An 18,437-nucleotide genomic window follows, 5' to 3' on the forward strand; every position below is an offset into this window, starting at 1 on the left:
GTTAGTGAAGATTTTCACAAGGTGCTGTACTCTATTCCTATGGCAACCACCCCTGAGCTCATTGACCGTCCCCGTGTTCTCGTTGTCGGCGGCGGATACGTCGGCCTGTACGTAGCACTGAAGCTGCAGAAGAAGATCGCGAATGCCGGCGGAATCGTTACCGTCGTTGATCCGCTTCCCTACATGACCTACCAGCCCTTCCTTCCCGAGGTGGCCGGCGGCAACATCGAGGCACGTCACGCCGTCGTCTCGCACCGCCAGCACCTCAAGCAGACGGAACTCATCCAGGGCCGCGTCACCAGCATCGACCATCAGAACCGCACCGCAGTTGTTGCCCCGGCTGACGGTGGCGAGCCTTTCGAGATTCCTTACTTCGACGTCGTGGTTGCCGCCGGCGCCATCACCCGCACCTTCCCGATCAAGGGCCTCGCCGATGAAGGCATCGGCCTGAAGACCATCGAAGAAGCGGTAGCCCTGCGCAACAAGGTCCTCGAGCGCATTGAGGTCGCCTCCACCATGACGGACCCTGCTGAGCGTGCCAAGGCCCTGACCTTCGTGGTTGTGGGTGGCGGCTTCGCCGGTATCGAGTGCATCACCGAGATGGAAGACCTCGCCCGCGCCGCCGTCAAGAACAACTCCCGCATCCGCCAGGAAGAAATCCGCTTCGTTCTCGTCGAAGCCATGGGCCGCATCATGCCCGAGGTCACTGCCGCCCAGGCCGAATGGGTAGTTGAACACCTGCGCAGCCGCGGCATCGAAGTCCTGCTCAACACCTCCCTTGACAGCGCCGAGGGTAGCCTGAAGCTCATCAACCTGCCGGACAAGACCCCCGCCCAGGAATTCGAAGCCGACACCCTCGTGTGGACGGCAGGCGTGCAGGCCAACCCGATGATCCGTTCCACCGACTTCCCGCTGGAGCCCCGCGGACGAGTCCGTGTTCTGCCGGACCTCCGCATCGCGGGCGACGAAGGCATCATCGACAACGCCTGGGCCGCTGGCGACATCGCCGCCGTCCCGGACCTCACTGGCAGTGGCCTGCCGGACGGTACCTGCGTTCCGAACGCCCAGCACGCACTCCGCCAGGCCAAGCGCCTTGCCAAGAACCTCTGGGCCTCCCGTTGGGACAAGCCCATGGGCGATTACAAGCACAAGAACCTCGGTGCGGTAGCTGGCTTCGGCGAATGGAAGGGCGTTGCCAACATCAACCTCCTGGGCCGGATCGGCCTCAAGGGCGGCCTCGCCTGGCTGGCCCACCGTGGCTACCACGGCTTGGCCATCCCCACCGGTGAGCGCAAGGTCCGTGTGATCTTCAACTGGCTCCTGGGCATGATCATGGGCCGCGACACCACCCAGCTGATGGACCTCGACAACCCGCGCGGTGCCTTCGTGTCCGCAGCGACCCCGGCTCCCAAGCCGGCTGCTGCACCGGCTCCGGCTCCGGCTGCTGAGCCCGCCGAGGCCAAGGCCCCGGTTACGGCTGACGCCAAGTAGCGATACCGAAGCAGTCCTGACGACGGCGGCCGTCTCCCACCCGGAGGCGGCCGCCGTCGTCGTTAACTCCAGACCCGTCCGGTCTGCGACGGCGGGTCGGTTCTGACTGCGACGCAGCGTCCTAGACTTGTCTGCATGGCGGGCGAAAGTGATCTGACAACCCTTCTGACATCCATGCACCCCGTGGTTCGCCACGGCGACTATGTGTACGCGTTGTGGCCGCATGGCAAACCGCTCGAGGGCAACATCGAAGCCGCTGTCCGCGAAGCAGAGGGCCTCACCGTGGTACTGCGCCGCGAGGAAGCCGAGCGTCTCGGACTGTCCTACGATTTCGAGGCTGCGTGGATCACCCTTCAGATTCACTCCGCGCTGGAAGCGGTGGGCTTGACAGCGGCCGTCAGTTCCGCGCTGACCGCAGCCGGTATCAGCTGCAACGTCCTGGCCGGGTTCCACCACGACCACCTGCTGGTTCCTTCCGCCGAACGCGGGCACGCCATGGGGGTGCTGCAGCGGCTGGCCCAGGGGCTGGTGCTAAGGACGGAGAAGCCAGCCGACCGCGAGGGAGTGCTGGACCTGACAGCCAGCGCGTTCTCGATCAGCCCGGTCACCGGCCTGCCGGTCGAAGGAATACCGGCGGAAGTGAAGTTGTTGCGCGAACTGTTCGACTGCGACGAGTATCTTCCGGAGTTCAGCATCGTGGCCGAGATCGGCGGGGAGATCGTGGGGCACATCATCAGCACCCGCGCCCGGCTCGGAAATCTCGAACTTTTGGGACTCGGCCCCATCAGCGTCCAGCCGCACCTGCAGCGGCGCGGCATCGGATCTGCGCTCTTGAGGGAGACCGCCCGACGGGCCGAGGACGCGGGCGAACCGGGAATCGCCTTGTTGGGTAGCACTGATTTCTATCCGGGCTTCGGATATCTTCCGGCCAGCCAACTGGGCGTGACGGCGCCCGATCCCGCGTGGGGAGACCATTTCCAGCTGTTGCCTCTTAAAGCATGGCCCGACGGCGTCAGCGGCACCTTTCGCTATGCCGCGCCGTTCGAAGCGCTCCAAGGGCGCCCGACTTCTGGCCTTTGACGCGTGCCCGGCCGCGGGCTGGGTTACCATTATCCGGGCGCCCCAGTAGCCCAATCGGCAGAGGCAGCGGACTTAAAATCCGCTCAGTCCGGGTTCGAGTCCCGGCTGGGGCACACTTGCATTCCTTGCTACGTCGCCGATGGCCGTGGACTCGACGCAGACGTCCGGGGATACTCCCAGCTGACCATAAGATTTCCCCCATGCAACGAGTGTTATAGGGCTGTGACCTGAATCACTTATGTTCCCGGTCCAATTGCATTAGTTTGAGTCTTATTCAGGAACACCTGATCAATCGCATCAATGGCAGATCGCACCTCTCGATCGAGGAGACAATCCATGTTTGATCTTTCCCAAGCGGCGCCCCGTGCGGCCAAGCTCACCGCGCTTGGCATCGGCGTCGCTCTTCTAGCCACGGCCTGTGGTGGATCATCCACCCCAAGCTCCACTGGAAGCAGTTCCGCCGCGCCTGCAGGCGTCTCTTGTCCCGCACCCAGCGCGGGAGCAGGCGCTGGCGCAAGCCAGACCGCAACAACTACCGGTCCCGTGCCTCCCTCGACCACCACTTCCGCCGCGCCTTTGAAGATCGGTTCGCTTCTGCCTACAACCGGCTCGCTGGCCTTCCTCGGCCCGCCCGAAATCGCGGGCGTGAACCTTGCCATCAAGCAGATCAATGACGCAGGCGGGGTCCTCGGCCACCCGGTCGAGGTGATCCACCGTGATTCCGGTGACACGAAGACGGATATCGCTACCCAATCGACCACGGCCCTCCTCGGACAGGGAGTCAGCGCTATCGTCGGTGCAGCGTCTTCGGGCGTTTCCAAGACCGTGATCAACCAGATCACGGGCGCCGGTGTCATCCAGTTCTCCCCGGCAAACACCTCGCCGGACTTCAGTACCTGGGACGACAAGGGCCTCTACTGGCGCACCGCCCCATCTGACGTCCTGCAGGGCAAGGTCCTCGGAAACTACATGGCATCCTGTGGTGCCCAGACCCTGGGCATGATCGTCCTGAACGACGCCTATGGCACAGGCCTGCAGAAGAACGTGAAGTCAGCGTTCGAAGCAGCCGGTGGAAAGGTTGTTGCGGAGGAACTCTTCAATGAGGGCGACTCCCAGTTCAGCAGCCAGGTGGACAAGGTGATTGCAGCCAAGCCGGACGCGATTGCCCTGATTTCCTTCGACCAAGCCAAGAGCATCGTGCCGCTGCTGACAGGCAAGGGCGTCAAGCCAACGCAGTTGTTCATGGTCGACGGCAACACCTCCGACTACAGCAAGGACTTCAAGCCAGGCACGATGACCGGAGCCCAGGGCACCATCCCCGGTACTTTCGCGAAGGATGACTTCAAGAAGCAGCTTCTTGCCATCGACCCGAGCCTGAAGGACTACAGCTACGCCGGTGAATCCTGGGACGCTGTCAACCTGATCGCCCTGGCAACGGAAGAAGCGAAGAGCACGAAGGGTGTGGACATTGCCAAGCACCTCCAGGACGTCTCTAAGGACGGCGTGAAGTGCTATGACTTCCCAAGCTGCGTGACGTTGCTTCGCCAGGGCAAGGACATCGACTACGACGGCAAGTCCGGTCCCGTGACCTTTGCTGCCAACGGCGACCCGACCGAGGCTTACATCGGTATCTACAAGTACCAGGACGACAACACCTACAAGCCGGTCCGCGAAGAATTCGGCAAGCTCTAGGCCGGAGGCTGGACCAGACTGAACCATAACGAAGCGAAGTAGGCAGGACCCCCGGAGAACCTCCGGGGGTCCTTTGCTTTGCCCCTTCGCTGCCGCAGAGCCCGCTCATGTGGTCTGCCGGGAAGCCCGCCAATGTGGGCAGCAAAAAGCCCGGCACCGCGGTGCCGGGCTTTGAGCTTAGTGTCCTTCGCCCTCCACGGTATCGGCCAAGGTGCCGAGGTAAAGCTGGATGACTTTGGGATCCTTCATGAGCTCCCTGCCTGTGCCGGTGTACGCGTCCTTGCCCTGGTCCAGGACGTAGCCGCGATCGCAGATCTGCAGGCAGCGGCGTGCGTTCTGTTCCACCATGATCACCGAGACACCTGCCCGGTTGATCTCGTGGACGCGCAGGAAGGTCTCATCCTGTTTGACGGGGGAGAGGCCTGCGGACGGTTCGTCGAGCAACAGGACGGCCGGATCCATCATGAGGGCGCGTCCCATGGCCACCATCTGGCGTTCACCGCCGGAGAGAGAGCCCGCACGCTGGGCGCGACGCTTGCCCAGCTCCGGGAAGAGCTCGGTCACGAAATCGAAGCGCTCGGCAAAAGCCTTGGGCTTCTGGAACATGCCCATCTGGAGGTTCTCTTCGATGGTCAGCGTGGCAAACACGTTGTTGTTCTGCGGGACGAAACCCACGCCCTGAGTCACCAGCTTGTTGGCTTTCAGCCCGGTGAGGTCCTGCCCGCGGACCACCACCGAGCCGGAATGGACCTTCACGAGCCCGAACATCGCCTTCAGGAGCGTGGACTTACCTGCACCGTTGGGCCCGATGATGCCGATCAGTTCACCCTTGCGGGCTTCGATGCTGCAACCGTTGAGGATGTTGACGCCGGGCAGGTACCCGGCCACCAGGTTGGTGACGCTCACCACGGCCTCGTCGGCCGGTGTGCTGCCGGCTGCCGGCATTGCACTGGGTGCACTCATCTGCCATCCTCCTCTTTCAATCGGGCGACGACGACTTCGGGGGCGATCATGCCTGCATTTTCCGTGCCCACGATCGATTCCTCGTCTGCCTCGAGTTCGGCTTCGAGTTCCCTGATGCCCTCGGCGTCGCCGAGATCGACATCGTGGTGGGCGCCCAGGTAGGCATCGATCACGGCCGGGTTCTTCATGACTTCCCCTGGTGGGCCTTCGGCGACGATCCGCCCTTCGGCCATGACCACCACCCAGTCGGCGATGTGCCGGACCATGTTCATGTCGTGCTCCACGAAGAGCACGGTCATGCCTTCTGCCTTCAGGTTCTTGATGTGGTCAAGAAGGGACTGGGTCAGCGCCGGGTTGACGCCTGCCATTGGCTCGTCGAGCATGACGAGCTTCGGCCGTACCATGAGCGAGCGGGCCATCTCCAGGAGCTTGCGCTGGCCACCGGAGAGGGATGCTGCGTAATCGTCCTTCTTGGCGTCCAGCTTGAACTTCTCCAGCAGGACATTTGCCTGCGCAGTGATCTCCTTTTCCCGGCCGCCCCAGATGCCTTTGAAGAGGGCTTTCGAGAGGCGCTCGCCCGGCTGGTCTGCGGCCCCGAGCCGCATGTTTTCCATGACGGTGAGCTTGCCCATGACTTTTGTCAGCTGGAACGTGCGGACCATCCCCATGCGGGCCACCTTGTACGAGGACACTCCGGCGATGTTGCTTCCTTCGAATTTCCACTCGCCGGAATTGGGCGTGTCAAAACCCGTCAGCAGGTTGAACAAGGTGGTCTTGCCGGCGCCGTTGGGGCCGATGAGAGCCGTGATCTTGTGCCGCGGGATCTCGAGGTACTCAACGTCGACGGCGTTGATGCCGCCAAAGCTGCGGGTGACGTTTTCCGCCACCACGATCGGGTCCCTCTTCTTGCAGCCCGGCAGGTTCTCGCCTATGGCGATCGGCCGGGAATCGGTCATGTAGTTGACTTCTTCTGTTTTCACATCATGCGAATCGTCGCGAGGCTCAGTCATGCGAATGCGAGCTCCTTCTTGTTGCCGAAGACGCCCTGCGGGCGGAAGATCATCAGGAGCATGAGGGCCACGCCCACCAGGATGTAGCGCAGCTGACCGGCCTGGACCGTAGTGAGCCATGTCACCGCTCCGGACTCGATCAGGCCATACAGGATGCTCTGGGTCAGGGACAAGACCACCCAGAAGATCATGGCGCCGATCACGGGCCCGAGGACCGTGGCCATGCCGCCCAAGAGCAGGCAGGTCCACAGGAAGAAGGTCAACTCGGTACCGTAGTTGGACGGCTGGACGGCGCCTCGTGGAAGGGTGAAGATCATGCCTGACAGGGCGCCAAGCACGCCACCGATCATCAGGGCCTGCATCTTGTAGGAGTAGACGTTTTTTCCGAGCGAACGGACGGCGTTCTCGTCCTCACGGATTCCCTTCAGGACGCGCCCCCAAGGGCTGCGCATCAGGAGCCACACCAAGATGCAACAGATGACGACCAGGCCCCAGCCGACAAACCTGATGAAGAAGTCACGGTTGTTCATGCCCAGGTATGTACCGGGCGGGAACGGATTCATCACAAAGAAATCGCCTTCGAAGGCCGCCAGGCCGTTTGCCGAACCCGTGAAGCCGGTCAGCTGGTTGGTGGTGACGATGTACCGCAGGATTTCGGCGGAGGCGATAGTCACGATGGCGAGGTAGTCCGCGCGAAGCCGCAGTGTGGGAATACCCAGGATGAACGCAAATGCCACCGAACAGATGACCGCGATGAGCAAACCGACAAAGAACGGAACCTTGAAGGTCAGGGTCGATATGGCGAAGCCGTACGCGCCGACCGCCATGAATCCTGCCTGGCCGAAGTTCAGTAGGCCCGAGTAGCCGAAGTGCACGGCGAGGCCGAGCGCGGCAAGGGCGTAAGCCGCCGTCGTCGGGCTGATCAATTCGCCCGCGGCGCTGGAGAAAATAAATCCAAAGTCCATGGCCGTTTCCTAACCCACACGCTCACGCCGGCCGAGGATACCCTGCGGTCGGAACAAGAGGACAACAATCATGATGAACAAGGCACCGACGTATTTGAGGTCGGCTGCGAGGCCGAACACGGTAGTCAGCTCTACGAAGATTCCGACGACGATCGAACCGATCAGTGCGCCGAAGACGGTTCCAAGACCGCCGAGGGTCACGCCGGCGAAGATGAGCAGCAGGATTTGCGAACCCATGTCGAAAGTGACGCCTGGCCGGTAGTAGGCCCAGAGGATGCCACCGAGGGATGCCAACATGCCGCCGACGATCCACACGATGCGAATGACGGAGTCGACGTCGATGCCGGAGGCTGCGGCCAGGGCCGGGTTGTCCGCCACTGCGCGCGTTGCCTTGCCGAGCCTTGTCTTAAGCAGGACGATGCCGATCAAGGCAATGACCACGGCACTGATGACCAGGGACCAAAGGTTGTTGGGCGAGATGGATACTGGCCCAATCTGGATTTCCGAACTCTGGGCGTAGGGGAGCTGCTGCGTGGCGCCGCCGAAAAAGAATTGGATGACGTAGCGGATCGCCAGGGCCAGACCGATGCTAACGATCATCATGGGCACCAGGCTGGTTCCGCGGCGCCGCAGCGGGCGCCAGAGTCCGGCGTCTTGAACGTAGCCGAAGAGTCCACCGCCGAGCAACGCGAGGACGATAGCCAGCCAGAACGGAAGGTTCATCGCGTTGAAGGTAAAGACCAACACGGCTCCGAGCGTGACCATCTCGCCATGTGCAAAGTTCGTCAGGCCGGTGGTGCCGAAGATCAAGGACAGGCCGACGGCGGCGAGCGCGAGCAGCAGCCCGAAGCTCAGGCCGGCAACCAGGCGGTTGAGCAGGTTCTGGCCGAAGTCCTGCTGCGTGACCACGATGCCCTTGCCAAAGGCGAAGATCACCGAGAGGTTGGAGGTCTGACTGAAGGTGACCTTGCGGGGATTCTCCTGGCCTTCGGCAAGTTTGATGCCGTTGGGCAAGGTGGAGGTGTCCAGCTTGACCTCGTAGGCCCCTTGCACGGGGACTCCGATGCTCCATGCTCCGTTGGCACCTGATGTCGCGGATCCCTCGAAGCCGTTGCCGGTTGCAGTGATCTTGACACCGGGGATGGGGGCGCGGGCATCGTCACGCAGGAAGCCGCTGATGCTGTTCTGGAATTGTTCCGGGGCGGGTGACGGCGATGGGGTGTCTGCCTGTGCCGCCGGGGCTGCGAGCAGTGCCGCCAAGAGGACGGCGAATAGCGCCCCCATGGCTTTCTGCAGTCCCATGGACGGTCTCTTGGACCGGTCTCTGGATGTGCTTCTCAAGATGGAAAACCTTCCACATTGGGGGTGGTCCCGGCTGCGCCATTGCGGCCGGTGCGAACGGTCATGGGCTCCGCGGCAGCATCTCACTGCATTGACACCGCCTTTGTGATATTGGTCACCCATGTCCGCTTATGCTACCGCTCACTCGGCCTTAAGAATGCCCCCTGGAGCGCGAGGGACGTCGCGATCAGATAACAACTGTGAAGCTGAAGGCAACTATTTGGTTAGTCCAGCTAATGTAAACCTTTGTTGATCCCGGGTGCATCTAAAGAGTCTGTGAACTTGTGGAACTTTCGCTGCCGGCCAGGCGTGGGAATTGGTAGCGTGAACTATCACTTCGCCCCCTTACCAAGAAGGACATCCACCATGGCACTCGGAGGCAACCCGGTCTTCAACGGAAAGAATTTCCGTGGAGCTACGCAGGCACCGCCTGTTCCCAGCTATTCTCAGGGCCAGACCCCGTACGGCCAGAACCAGTATGGCCAGCCCGCTTGGGCAGCACAGCCGCAGATGAGCAGCGATCAGCTGCAGCAGATGTACAACCAGCCTTCAGCCGGTCCGGCCGAGACCGGCCGCATGACTTTCGACGACGTCATCGTCAAGACTGCCGCCTGCCTCGCCGTGCTGTTGCTTGGCGCAGCCATCACTTTGTTCGTGGCCCCTGGCACGGCCAATCTCCTCATGGTGGTCGGTGCGTTGGGCGGCTTCGTGCTGGCCATGGTCAACACCTTCAAGAAGCAGCCGTCTCCGGCACTGATCCTCACTTACGCCGGTCTTGAGGGCTTGTTCCTCGGCGGCCTGACGCGCCTCCTGGATGGTTTGTACCCGGGAGTCGGACTGCAAGCCGTCATCGGCACGCTCGCCGTGTTCGGGGTGACGCTGGCTCTCTTCAAGAGCGGCAAGGTGCGGGCCACCCCCAAAGCGGTGCGCTTCTTCATGGTTGCCACTCTCGGCTACCTCGTCTTCGCCGTGATCAACATGGTCATGGTGTGGACCGGCGTCGTCCACTCGCCATTCGGCTTGAGCACCAGCGTGCACATCTTCGGCATTCCGCTGGGCGTCTTCATCGGGGTCCTGGCGATTGGCCTGGCGGCTTTCTCGCTGGTCATGGACTTCACGAGCATCGAGCAGGGTGTCCAGCAGGGTGCTCCCCAGAGGTACTCCTGGACGGCCGCCTTTGGCTTGACCGTCACCCTCGTCTGGCTTTACGTGGAGATCATCCGCCTACTCGCGATCCTGCGCGGGGACGACTAACTCTCGGAGGCTTAGGACAGCCGGAGGCCTAGGACAGCCGCTCGAAGACCACCGCCATGCCCTGCCCGCCACCGACGCAAAGGGTTGCCAGTCCCAAGGAGCCATCCCGTTCGCGGAGGCCATTGAGCAAGGTGGTGGTCATTCGGGCACCCGTCATGCCGAAAGGGTGGCCGAGGGCAATCGCGCCGCCATGAACGTTGAGCTTCTCCGGATCGATGCCGAGTTCGCGTGCGCTCGCCACGACCTGGACGGCGAAGGCTTCGTTGAGCTCCACGAGGTCAATGTCTGCCATGCTCAGTCCCGCCAAGGCCAGGGCCCGGCGTGAGGACTCCACCGGTCCCATGCCCATGAGTTCCGGGGAGAGGGCACTGACCCCGGTCGAGACAATGCGTGCCAGCGGTTCGAGGCCAAGCTCCCGGGCCCTGAAATCGCTCATGACTACGACGGCGGCAGCGCCATCGTTAAGCGGGCATGCGTTGCCGGCCGTTACTGTTCCCTCCTTGCGGAAGACCGGCTCCAACGCGCTGACCGCCTCGAAGGTGACGCCGGCGCGGGGCGAATCGTCGCGGTCCACCACGGTGCCGTCTTTGCGGGTGTACGGCGTGATCTCACGGGCATAGAAGCCGGAGGCTATGGCCGCCTCTGCACGGTTCTGGCTCAGCACCGCCCACCGATCCTGTTCCTCCCGGCTGATTCCGTGGCTTGTGGCGACGTTTTCCGCGGTCTGTCCCATGGCGATGTAGACGTCCGGCATCCGTCCACCCATGCGGGGATCCGTCCACGGGGTGTTGGACGCGGCCCGGGCGGCGGTGCGGGCACGCGCCCCTTCAAACAGGGGGTTATGGAGGCTAGTGTCCGTCTCCCCGGCACCGACCCAGTTCTGGTAGCGGGACACGGACTCGACCCCCGCCGAGACAAAGGCGTGGCCCTCACCGGAGCTGATGGCGTGGAAGGCCATCCGGAGAGTCTGTAGGCTCGAGGCGCAAAAGCGGTTGATCGTGGCCGCGGGGACGGTGTCCAGACCGGCCAGGACGGTCACCACGCGTGCCATGTTCGAACCGGCCTCACCGCTGGGCTCGGCGCAGCCAAGGTAAAGGTCGTCAAGGCCTCGGCCATCGAGAGCTCCCGGATCGAAAGCCGGAATTCTTGCCAGCGCAGCAGTCACCATCGCCGCCGCCAGGTCATCCGGACGTTCGTCTTTCAGGGACCCTTTGAACGCCCTTCCAATGGGGCTTCTGGCAGTGGAAACAATGACGGCCTCAGTCATGTCCCCAGCTTACGCCGGGGCCCCCGAGCCGAATGCGGGCGGATACCCGGGAGTCAGGCCAGGCGGGCCGCCCCCGCAGCCGGGGTCACGGTGAAGATGTCCGGCGTCGTGAAACCGGCCGCCGCGAAGGCGCGTACGACGGCGTCGCGCACCTCCTGCTCATGGCCCGCCGGGGTGAGGGCGATGGCTGAGCCGCCGAATCCGCCTCCAGTCATGCGGGCGCCGATGGCGCCGTGGGCGCGGGACGTTTCCACCGCAAGATCGAGTTCCGGGCACGAGATCTCGAAGTCGTCGCGCATGGACACGTGGCTTGCGTCCAAGAGCAGGCCGATGTGGGCTGGACCGTCCGTGGTGAGGCGCTCCACGGTCTGCAGCACCCGGTCATTCTCGGTGACTATGTGCCTCACCCGACGGAAAGTCGTGCTGTCCAGGAGCCCGCTGGCTTCCTCCAAATCGCCGATTCCGACGTCGCGAAGGGCTGTGACTCCGAGCACTTGGGCGCCCAGTTCGCAGGAGGCCCGGCGGGATGCATAGCCGCCATCCGCGTGCGAATGGGAGACCTTGGTGTCGATAACCAACAGGACGAGGCCGGCTTCCAGGGCGTCGAAGGGGACCAACTGCACGCTTTGGTCGCGGCAGTCCAGGAAGACGGCGTGGCCCGAGGATCCGCGAAGCGAGGCCGACTGGTCCATGATTCCGGTCGGGGCGCCGACGAAGTCGTTTTCAGCCTTCTGCGTGGCGAGCACCATGTCTTCGGCGCCGAGTCCCGCTCCGGTGAGATCGTTGAGCGCCGAGATGACGGCGCATTCGATGGCGTGTGAGGAGGACAGTCCCGCGCCAAGGGGGACATCGGAATCCATGAGCAGATCGAAACCCGGGATATGGATCCCGCGCTGTTGCAGGGCCCAGGCCACACCGAGAGGATACTTCGCCCAGCCCTTGGCGGATCCAGGGGCAAGCGTAGTGATGTCCGCTTCGACCAGGCCCTGCTCGCCGAAAGTGGACAGCAGCCGGATGCGTGAATCATCGCGGATCCGGACCGCAACCTTCGCGGTCTTGTCGATCGCGAAAGGCAGCACGAAGCCCTCGTTGTAGTCGGTGTGCTCCCCGATGAGGTTCACGCGTCCCGGTGCCTGCCACACGCCGTCGGGCGCTGAACCGAAAGTCGACTCGAAACGTCCGAGCAGGGTGCCCAGCGCGGGGGCGGCGGGAGTTGAGGTCATGCTGTGGCCCCTTCCGGTACAGCTTGCGGGGAATCGCTGGCGACGGCGCGCAGCCGTTCCGCCACGGACTCGGGCGTGGTGTCGTTGATGAAGGCTCCCATGGCGGCCTCGGAACCGGCAAGGTACTTGAGTTTGTCGGCGGCACGGCGCGGGGAGGTGAGCTGCAGATGCAGGTGGCCGGACCGGTGCAGGGCGGCATCCAGGGGCGCCTGGTGCCACGCCGAAATGTACGGCGTAGGCGTTGGATACAGAGCGTCCATGCGCTTGAGCAACTCAAGGTAGACGTGGGCCAGCTCGTCGCGTTCTTCGCCACTCAAGGCGGCGAGGTCGGGAACTTGCCGATGCGGGACGAGGTGCACTTCCAGGGGCCAGCGCGCGGCGAACGGTACGTAGGCACTGAAGTGCTCGGCCTCGAGCACCATGCGGCTGCCATCCTGCCTTTCGGCCTTGAGGATCGAGGACGTCAGCGATTCCCGGCCTTTGGCGTCGTCGAAATGCCGGACCGCGGCGGCGCCGAGGCTTGCCGCCCGCGGCGTGACGTAAGGATAGGCGTAGATCTGACCGTGCGGATGGTGGAGAGTCACCCCGATGTCGGCACCGCGATTCTCGAAGGGAAATACCTGCTGAATTCCCGGGAGGGCGCTGAGGGCCTCGGTCCGGTGTGCCCAGGCCTCGATCACGGTACGTGCCCTCGTTTCACCAAGCTCAGCGAAGGATCCAGTGTGGCGGGGGGTGAACGAGACAACTTCGCAGCGGCCATAGGCGGCGCCCGATGTTCCCCAAGAGGGTGCGCCGGGGATCGTGCCGACGGCCGGGCCCAGCGAGGGGAAACGGTTCTCGAAAACCACGACGTCGTAGTCCGGTGCGGGGATTTCCGAAGGGTTCGCGGGGGTGGTGGGGCAGATCGGGCATTGGTCCGCGGGCGGCAAATGCGTGCGGCTTTGGCGGTGCGCCGCGACAGCGACCCATTCGCCGCTCAGCGCGTCATAACGCAACTCGCCTGGTTCGGCGCGAGGAGGGAGGTCCCGGTGATCTTTCAGCGATCCGGGTTCGCGCTCCGGTGAGCCGGCGTCGTCGAAATAGATCAGCTCCCGACCATCGGCGAGGCGTGTGCTGGTAAGGCGAGTCATGGATTTATGGTGGCACAAGGTGCTCAAAAAGGCAAAATATCTAACAAAATTGAACATTAAGCAACGGGGTCGAGTGTCACCCGGGATGCAGTACGGTGGTGCCATGCCTCCCACAACACCGTATTCCGCGCCGCGCGAAGAGACCGTATCCCGGCGATTTGCCAGCGGCCGCCAATTCGAAATCCGCCGTGGCGACGCTCTCGCCGTCGTCACCGAGCTCGCTGCCGGCTTGCGCCTGTTCAGCCGCGCCGGTGTCCAGCTCACGGAAAGCTACGGTGACGATCAACTCCCGCCTGGCGCCACTGGAATCACCTTGGCGCCGTGGGCCAACCGGGTGGAGGACGGGGTCTGGTACCTCGATGGGAAGAAGCAGCAGCTGGACATCACCGAGGTGTCCCGCAACAACGCCAGCCACGGGCTCTTGCGCAACTCGTCCTACGCCCTCGTCGAAGAAGACGAATTCTCCGTGACCCTCGAAGCCGTGATCTTCCCACAGCACGGCTACCCGTTCCTGGCCCGCCATCAGGTCAAGTACGGGATTGATGCTGAGCTCGCGCTGCGCGTATCCCAGACGCTCATCAATGATTCAGCGGCCCCGGCACCGTTTGTGCTGGGAGCGCACCCCTATCTGCGCGTTGGAGACGTTCGGCCTGAAGAGATGGTGCTGACAGTTCACGCGGGCACGAGGCTCGTGGCCGACCAGCGGCTGATCCCGCGTAGCTCGGTGGCGGTCGACGGTGATTTTGATCTTGGCGGCGGCCGGAGCGTGGGCAGCCTCGATATCGATGTGGCGTTCAAGGATCTGGAGTTCGACGGCGGCGTTGCCCGCCACACGCTGTCAGCGCCCGATGGGCGGAGCGTCAGCTTGGAGCAGGACGAAAACTGCGCCTATGTCCATGTTTTCGTCACTGACACTTTTCCTGGCCGTTCGAAAGCCGTTGCGATCGAACCCATGACCGGTCCCGCGAACGCCTTCAACTCCGGCGAGGGCCTCCGTTGGCTTGAACCGGGGGAGGCCTTCACCATGAAGTGGGGGATTGTGGGCGCGCTGTAGCCGGGTTTCCTATCCGGCACGCCCTGGGGAATTATTGGGGGCATGACGCCAGCACAGGACGCCACGCCCGGAATAGCCCCCGTTACCGCCGGGCCCGGACCGCTATCGGAGCACCGCATTGGGCAGGACATCCCCTACGGGGTCCGGATTGCCGCCGCTTGGGCATGGCGGGTGGGACTGATCATGTTGGTCGCGGGAGCCCTCATCTGGTTGTTGGGGAAGGTCAGCTTCCTGATCATCCCGCTCATGGTCGCCTCCCTTCTTGCGGGCTTGCTCTACCCCGTCACGGGGTGGCTCAGGAAGCTCAAGATGCCGCAAGGAGTGGCTGTCGCCATCACCGTGGTGGGGTTCCTCGGAGTCATTGCGGGAGCACTGGCATTGGTAGGCAGGCAGCTCGCTGCGGGATTCGGCGAGCTGTGGCAGGAAGCGCTCGCCGGCATCCAGCAAATCCAGACCTGGCTCGCCGAAGGGCCGCTGCACCTGACCGCGGACCAGATCGACAAATACATCCAGGACGCCACCTCGGCCTTGCAGAACAACAGCAGCAGCATCCTCAGCGGGGCCCTCTCGTTCGGCAGCACCGCCGGGCATTTTGCCGCCGGCATGGTCCTTGCCCTCTTCATCCTCATCTTCTTCCTCCTGGAAGGATCCAGGATCTGGCGGTTCATGGTGGGACTCCTGCCCCGGACCGCGCGCGCAGCCGCCGACGGCGCGGGCCGGCGCGGTTGGTCGTCCATGGTCAGTTATGTGCGCATCCAGATGTTCGTGGCGTTCGTGGACGCGGTGGGCATCGGAGTCGGCGCCGCAATCATCCAGGTTCCCTTAGCCTTGCCCTTGGCTGTCCTGGTGTTCATCGGTTCATTCATCCCAGTGGTGGGCGCCCTCGTGACGGGAGCCATCGCGGTGCTCCTGGCCTTGGTGGCCAACGGCCCGGTCAACGCCCTTATAATGCTGGGCATCGTGCTTTTGGTGCAGCAGCTTGAGAGCCACATCCTGCAGCCGCTTGTCATGGGCAAGGCTGTATCGCTACACCCCGTTGCCGTGATCCTGTCCGTTGCCGCCGGTTCCTACCTTGCTGGAATCCCGGGAGCGCTCTTTGCCGTTCCGCTCCTCGCCGTAGCAAATACGGCGATTCGCTATATTGCCACCCGGACGTGGGAACATGATGAAGGACTGACGACGGCGTACGCTGGCGCGGGGGCCGTAACACGGGACTCCGATGGGGATCCCACCATCAAGGAAATCCACCTTCCCGCCGCCATGACCGGCGCGCGGTCCAACAGCGGCAAAGGTGCCGCCAGTCAGAACGCGGCTGCGGAACGGACATCTCCCAAGGATGCCGCAGACCACACCAACAAAGGAGAATAACCCGTGAATACCCTCGATACACTGCCCGTCACGCTGGACGATGTCCTTAAGGCGCGGGAGCTGCTCGAGGGCATTATTACCAAGACCCCTATCGAGTCCTCACGGGCTCTGGGAGCGATGGTAGGCGGCGAGGTCTTCTTCAAATGCGAGAACCTCCAACGGGCCGGTTCCTTCAAGGTCCGTGGAGCCTACGTCCGGATGGCACGCCTGTCTCCCGAGGAAAAGAAGCGCGGTGTCGTCGCGGCTTCGGCGGGCAACCACGCCCAAGGCGTTGCCGTGGCGGCGAAAAGCCTGGGAATCAAAGCACGCATCTACATGCCGCTCGGCGTCGCGCTTCCGAAGCTCGCGGCGACCCGCAGCCACGGGGCCGAAGTGATCCTCCACGGACACAATGTGGACGAGGCCCTCGCCGAAGCGCAGCGCTACGCTAATGAGACGGGTGCCGTCTTCGTCCACCCCTTCGACAACGTCGACGTCGTGGCTGGCCAAGGCACCGTTGGGCTCGAAATCCTGGACCAGGTTCCCAATGTCGACACTGTCGTTATGGGCGTGGGCGGTGGCGGCCTGCTGGCCGGTGTCGCCGTCGCGATCAAAGCGAGGGCCAAGGAATTGGGACGGGAGATCCGGATCATCGGCGTTCAGGCTGAGAATGCCGCCGCCTACCCGCCGTCGCTGGCCGCCGATGCCTTGGTGCCGCTCAAGAAGGTTTCCACCATGGCGGACGGAATCGCCGTCGGACGTCCTGGCCAGCTGCCCTTCAGCATCATCCGCGAACTCGTAGACGACGTCGTAACCGTCAGCGAGGACTCCTTGGCGCGCGCACTCATCTTCCTGCTGGAGCGGGCCAAGATGGTGGTTGAGCCTGCCGGTGCGGTGGGCGTCGCCGCGCTCATGGATGGCAAGATCGAAAACCCGGGAACCACTGCCGTCATCCTCTCCGGTGGCAACATCGACCCCATGTTGATGCTCAAAGTGATCCAGCGCGGCCTCTCAGCGGCCGGACGCTACATGACCGTCCGAATGATGCTGGATGACCGGCCGGGTTCCTTGGCCACGATTGCCCGTATCATCGCCGAAAATGATGCCAATGTGACCGGCCTGGACCACACCCGGGTGGGCGGCGCGATCAGCATGGGCGACGTCTCCATCACCGTCAACCTGGAAACCAAGGGCCACGAACACAGCGAGCAGGTGCTGGCAGCCCTTCGCGCCGAAGGCTTCCACCCGATCGTGGTGCACTGACGGGCAGCTGATATGGCGCTCTACACCAACGGAGACGGGCGGTCACCGGCAAGGGAGTCCCTGGCTACCCGAGCCCGGGGTGGGTTGCTGTTCATGGGTGGCTTCGTGGTGCTGTTGGCGGTGATCGAGTTGGTCAACACCTTGATGTTGCATAGCCTCAACACTGTGTTCGGGCTGCGCTCCCGGAGCCTGGACGGCGTTTTCGACATCCTGACGTTCCCGCTGCTCCACGCCAATTTCGGACATCTCCTGTCCAATGCGTTGCCGCTGGTCATCTTCGGTTTCCTGGTGTTCCTCTCCGGTCTCCGGGTGTTCCTGACGGCATTGGCGTTCAGCTGGCTGGGTTCAGGCCTTGCGGTGTGGCTGATCGGCGGGGGAGGCGTGACTGTGGGCGCCTCGGGCCTGGTCTTCGGACTCTTTGCATTCCTGCTGGTGCGGGGCTTCTTCAACCGCAGCTGGTGGCAGATCCTGCTCTCGGCGGTGCTGTTCCTGGCCTACGGCAGCATCTTGTTCGGTGTGCTGCCCACCGTGATGGGGTTGGTCTCGTGGCAAGCGCACCTCGGCGGGGCCATCGGGGGAGTGGCGGCCGCGGTGCTCCTGCGCCCGCGCCGCCAGGGTTCCCTGGCGGTGGGGACTTGCGAGGCGAGGGTGGCGGTGGGGATTACTCGGGAAAACAAAAGCAAAACGCCGGCCCTCTCCGCGAAGGGGAGGGCCGGCGTCGTTGTTTTGCGGACTATCAGCCAGCGTACGGCTTGGCGGAAACAATCTCCACGGGGATTTCCTTGCCGTTGGGGGCGACGTAGCTGATCTTGTCGCCTTCTTTGTGGCCCATGATCGCCACGCCCAGCGGAGACTTCTCGCTGAAGACGTTGAGATCGGAATCGCCGGCGATTTCGCGGGATCCGAGCAGGAAGGTCTCTTCGTCACCGGCAATGCGTGCGACGACGAGCATGCCGGGCTCGACGATTCCGTCGTCGGCCGGAGCTTCGCCAACCTGGGCATCGCGCAGGAGCGCGGTCAGCTGGCGGATACGGGCCTCGATCTTGCCCTGCTCTTCCTTCGCGGCGTGGTAGCCGCCGTTTTCCTTGAGGTCGCCTTCCTGACGGGCGGCTTCGATCTTCTGTACGATCTCCGCACGGCCAGGGCCGGAAAGTTGGTCCAGCTCTGCCTTCAAGCGGTCAAATGCGTCCTGGGTAAGCCAAGCTGCAGGCGCGCTGTTGGTGGTCGACACGGACTTCTCCTTATGGATCTGACAAGCAAAGACCCCGCCGGTGCAGGCCACTCGTGGAACTCAGCAACCAACTCAGCGGGGTTAAGGTATTGATCCAGTGTAGTCAATCCTGTGGACAAACCCAAG

Annotated in this window: 15 protein-coding genes, 1 tRNA gene and 1 pseudogene; 9 read left to right on the plus strand and 8 right to left on the minus strand. The window is 63.4% G+C overall.

The annotated features are described in order from the left end of the window. Positions 1-39 precede the first annotated feature (39 nt). From LFT43_RS05430 to LFT43_RS05445, 4 genes are all read left to right on the plus strand, one after another. A complete protein-coding gene (locus LFT43_RS05430; RefSeq protein ID WP_395801516.1) occupies positions 40-1,491 on the plus strand; it encodes an NAD(P)/FAD-dependent oxidoreductase in 1,452 nt (483 codons plus the stop codon). Positions 1,492-1,626: 135 nt separating this feature from the next. Beyond that, a complete protein-coding gene (locus tag LFT43_RS05435; RefSeq protein WP_395801517.1) occupies positions 1,627-2,571 on the plus strand; it encodes an N-acetyltransferase in 945 nt (314 codons plus the stop codon). A gap of 39 nt (positions 2,572-2,610) precedes the next feature. Then, positions 2,611-2,684 (plus strand) — tRNA-Leu (locus LFT43_RS05440). A gap of 223 nt (positions 2,685-2,907) precedes the next feature. Continuing rightward, on the plus strand, positions 2,908-4,263 hold the full coding sequence (locus tag LFT43_RS05445; protein ID WP_395801518.1) for an ABC transporter substrate-binding protein: 1,356 nt from the start codon (positions 2,908-2,910) through the stop codon (positions 4,261-4,263). A gap of 177 nt (positions 4,264-4,440) precedes the next feature. On the opposite strand, the gene LFT43_RS05450 is transcribed toward LFT43_RS05445, so the two are convergent. Genes LFT43_RS05450 through LFT43_RS05465 form a run of 4 tightly spaced genes read right to left on the minus strand, consistent with a single transcriptional unit; the run spans position 4,441 to position 8,485 of the window. Then, the gene (locus tag LFT43_RS05450) at positions 4,441-5,226 is read right to left on the minus strand and encodes an ABC transporter ATP-binding protein (protein ID WP_395801519.1); all 786 of its coding nucleotides are present in this window, start codon (positions 5,224-5,226) and stop codon (positions 4,441-4,443) included. After that, positions 5,223-6,236 (minus strand): ABC transporter ATP-binding protein, encoded by a 1,014-nt coding sequence (locus tag LFT43_RS05455; protein WP_395801520.1) that lies wholly within the window; start codon positions 6,234-6,236, stop codon positions 5,223-5,225. The genes LFT43_RS05450 and LFT43_RS05455 overlap by 4 nt, the downstream gene beginning before the upstream one ends. Continuing rightward, on the minus strand, positions 6,233-7,201 hold the full coding sequence (locus LFT43_RS05460; protein WP_395801521.1) for a branched-chain amino acid ABC transporter permease: 969 nt from the start codon (positions 7,199-7,201) through the stop codon (positions 6,233-6,235). The genes LFT43_RS05455 and LFT43_RS05460 overlap by 4 nt, the downstream gene beginning before the upstream one ends. A gap of 9 nt (positions 7,202-7,210) precedes the next feature. Then, positions 7,211-8,485 carry a branched-chain amino acid ABC transporter permease gene (locus LFT43_RS05465; protein ID WP_395802914.1) on the minus strand — a complete coding sequence of 425 codons (1,275 nt, stop codon included), beginning with the start codon at positions 8,483-8,485 and terminating at the stop codon, positions 7,211-7,213. Between the two features lie 423 nt (positions 8,486-8,908). Between LFT43_RS05465 and LFT43_RS05470 the strand changes: the two genes are divergently transcribed. Beyond that, positions 8,909-9,796 (plus strand): Bax inhibitor-1/YccA family protein, encoded by an 888-nt coding sequence (locus tag LFT43_RS05470; RefSeq protein ID WP_395801522.1) that lies wholly within the window; start codon positions 8,909-8,911, stop codon positions 9,794-9,796. 28 nt (positions 9,797-9,824) lie between these two features. Here LFT43_RS05470 and LFT43_RS05475 read toward each other — a convergent pair whose 3' ends face one another. Genes LFT43_RS05475 through galT form a run of 3 tightly spaced genes read right to left on the minus strand, consistent with a single transcriptional unit; the run spans position 9,825 to position 13,416 of the window. Next, entirely contained in the window at positions 9,825-11,063 is a 1,239-nt protein-coding gene (locus tag LFT43_RS05475; protein WP_395801523.1) for an acetyl-CoA C-acetyltransferase, read from the minus strand. Between the two features lie 53 nt (positions 11,064-11,116). Continuing rightward, a complete protein-coding gene (gene galK, locus LFT43_RS05480) occupies positions 11,117-12,286 on the minus strand; it encodes a galactokinase (RefSeq protein WP_395801524.1) in 1,170 nt (389 codons plus the stop codon). Beyond that, positions 12,283-13,416, minus strand: a complete 1,134-nt coding sequence (gene galT / locus LFT43_RS05485; protein ID WP_395801525.1) for a galactose-1-phosphate uridylyltransferase — start codon at positions 13,414-13,416, stop codon at positions 12,283-12,285. Before galT ends, galK begins: the two co-directional genes overlap by 4 nt. A 103-nt stretch (positions 13,417-13,519) precedes the next feature. On the opposite strand from galT, the gene LFT43_RS05490 reads away from it, so the two are divergent. The 4 genes and pseudogenes from LFT43_RS05490 to LFT43_RS05505 form a co-directional block, all read left to right on the plus strand. Beyond that, positions 13,520-14,470 (plus strand): aldose 1-epimerase family protein, encoded by a 951-nt coding sequence (locus tag LFT43_RS05490; protein WP_395801526.1) that lies wholly within the window; start codon positions 13,520-13,522, stop codon positions 14,468-14,470. 42 nt (positions 14,471-14,512) lie between these two features. Next, positions 14,513-15,838 carry an AI-2E family transporter gene (locus tag LFT43_RS05495; protein WP_395801527.1) on the plus strand — a complete coding sequence of 442 codons (1,326 nt, stop codon included), beginning with the start codon at positions 14,513-14,515 and terminating at the stop codon, positions 15,836-15,838. Between the two features lie 3 nt (positions 15,839-15,841). Next, entirely contained in the window at positions 15,842-17,080 is a 1,239-nt protein-coding gene (gene ilvA / locus LFT43_RS05500) for a threonine ammonia-lyase (protein ID WP_395801528.1), read from the plus strand. Between the two features lie 12 nt (positions 17,081-17,092). Continuing rightward, positions 17,093-17,689, plus strand: a pseudogene (locus tag LFT43_RS05505) (rhomboid family intramembrane serine protease); the annotation flags it as partial. A gap of 127 nt (positions 17,690-17,816) precedes the next feature. Here LFT43_RS05505 and greA read toward each other — a convergent pair. Further along, positions 17,817-18,311, minus strand: a complete 495-nt coding sequence (gene greA / locus LFT43_RS05510; protein ID WP_395801529.1) for a transcription elongation factor GreA — start codon at positions 18,309-18,311, stop codon at positions 17,817-17,819. Between the last annotated feature and the right edge of the window lie 126 nt (positions 18,312-18,437).

The sequence above is a fragment of the Arthrobacter sp. FW306-04-A genome (assembly GCF_044358315.1).
Classification (GTDB): domain Bacteria; phylum Actinomycetota; class Actinomycetes; order Actinomycetales; family Micrococcaceae; genus Arthrobacter.

Bases quoted from the DNA above. Each gene is read 5' to 3' on its own strand.
- LFT43_RS05455 (WP_395801520.1), bottom strand. From the start codon at position 6,236: ATGACTGAGCCTCGCGACGATTCGCATGATGTGAAAACAGAAGAAGTC.
- LFT43_RS05465 (WP_395802914.1), bottom strand. From the start codon at position 8,485: ATGGGGGCGCTATTCGCCGTCCTCTTGGCGGCACTGCTCGCAGCCCCG.
- LFT43_RS05460 (WP_395801521.1), bottom strand. From the start codon at position 7,201: ATGGACTTTGGATTTATTTTCTCCAGCGCCGCGGGCGAATTGATCAGC.
- LFT43_RS05435 (WP_395801517.1), top strand. From the start codon at position 1,627: ATGGCGGGCGAAAGTGATCTGACAACCCTTCTGACATCCATGCACCCC.
- LFT43_RS05445 (WP_395801518.1), top strand. From the start codon at position 2,908: ATGTTTGATCTTTCCCAAGCGGCGCCCCGTGCGGCCAAGCTCACCGCG.
- LFT43_RS05450 (WP_395801519.1), bottom strand. From the start codon at position 5,226: ATGAGTGCACCCAGTGCAATGCCGGCAGCCGGCAGCACACCGGCCGAC.
- galT (WP_395801525.1), bottom strand. From the start codon at position 13,416: ATGACTCGCCTTACCAGCACACGCCTCGCCGATGGTCGGGAGCTGATC.
- galK (WP_395801524.1), bottom strand. From the start codon at position 12,286: ATGACCTCAACTCCCGCCGCCCCCGCGCTGGGCACCCTGCTCGGACGT.
- LFT43_RS05490 (WP_395801526.1), top strand. From the start codon at position 13,520: ATGCCTCCCACAACACCGTATTCCGCGCCGCGCGAAGAGACCGTATCC.
- LFT43_RS05470 (WP_395801522.1), top strand. From the start codon at position 8,909: ATGGCACTCGGAGGCAACCCGGTCTTCAACGGAAAGAATTTCCGTGGA.
- LFT43_RS05475 (WP_395801523.1), bottom strand. From the start codon at position 11,063: ATGACTGAGGCCGTCATTGTTTCCACTGCCAGAAGCCCCATTGGAAGG.
- LFT43_RS05430 (WP_395801516.1), top strand. From the start codon at position 40: ATGGCAACCACCCCTGAGCTCATTGACCGTCCCCGTGTTCTCGTTGTC.
- LFT43_RS05495 (WP_395801527.1), top strand. From the start codon at position 14,513: ATGACGCCAGCACAGGACGCCACGCCCGGAATAGCCCCCGTTACCGCC.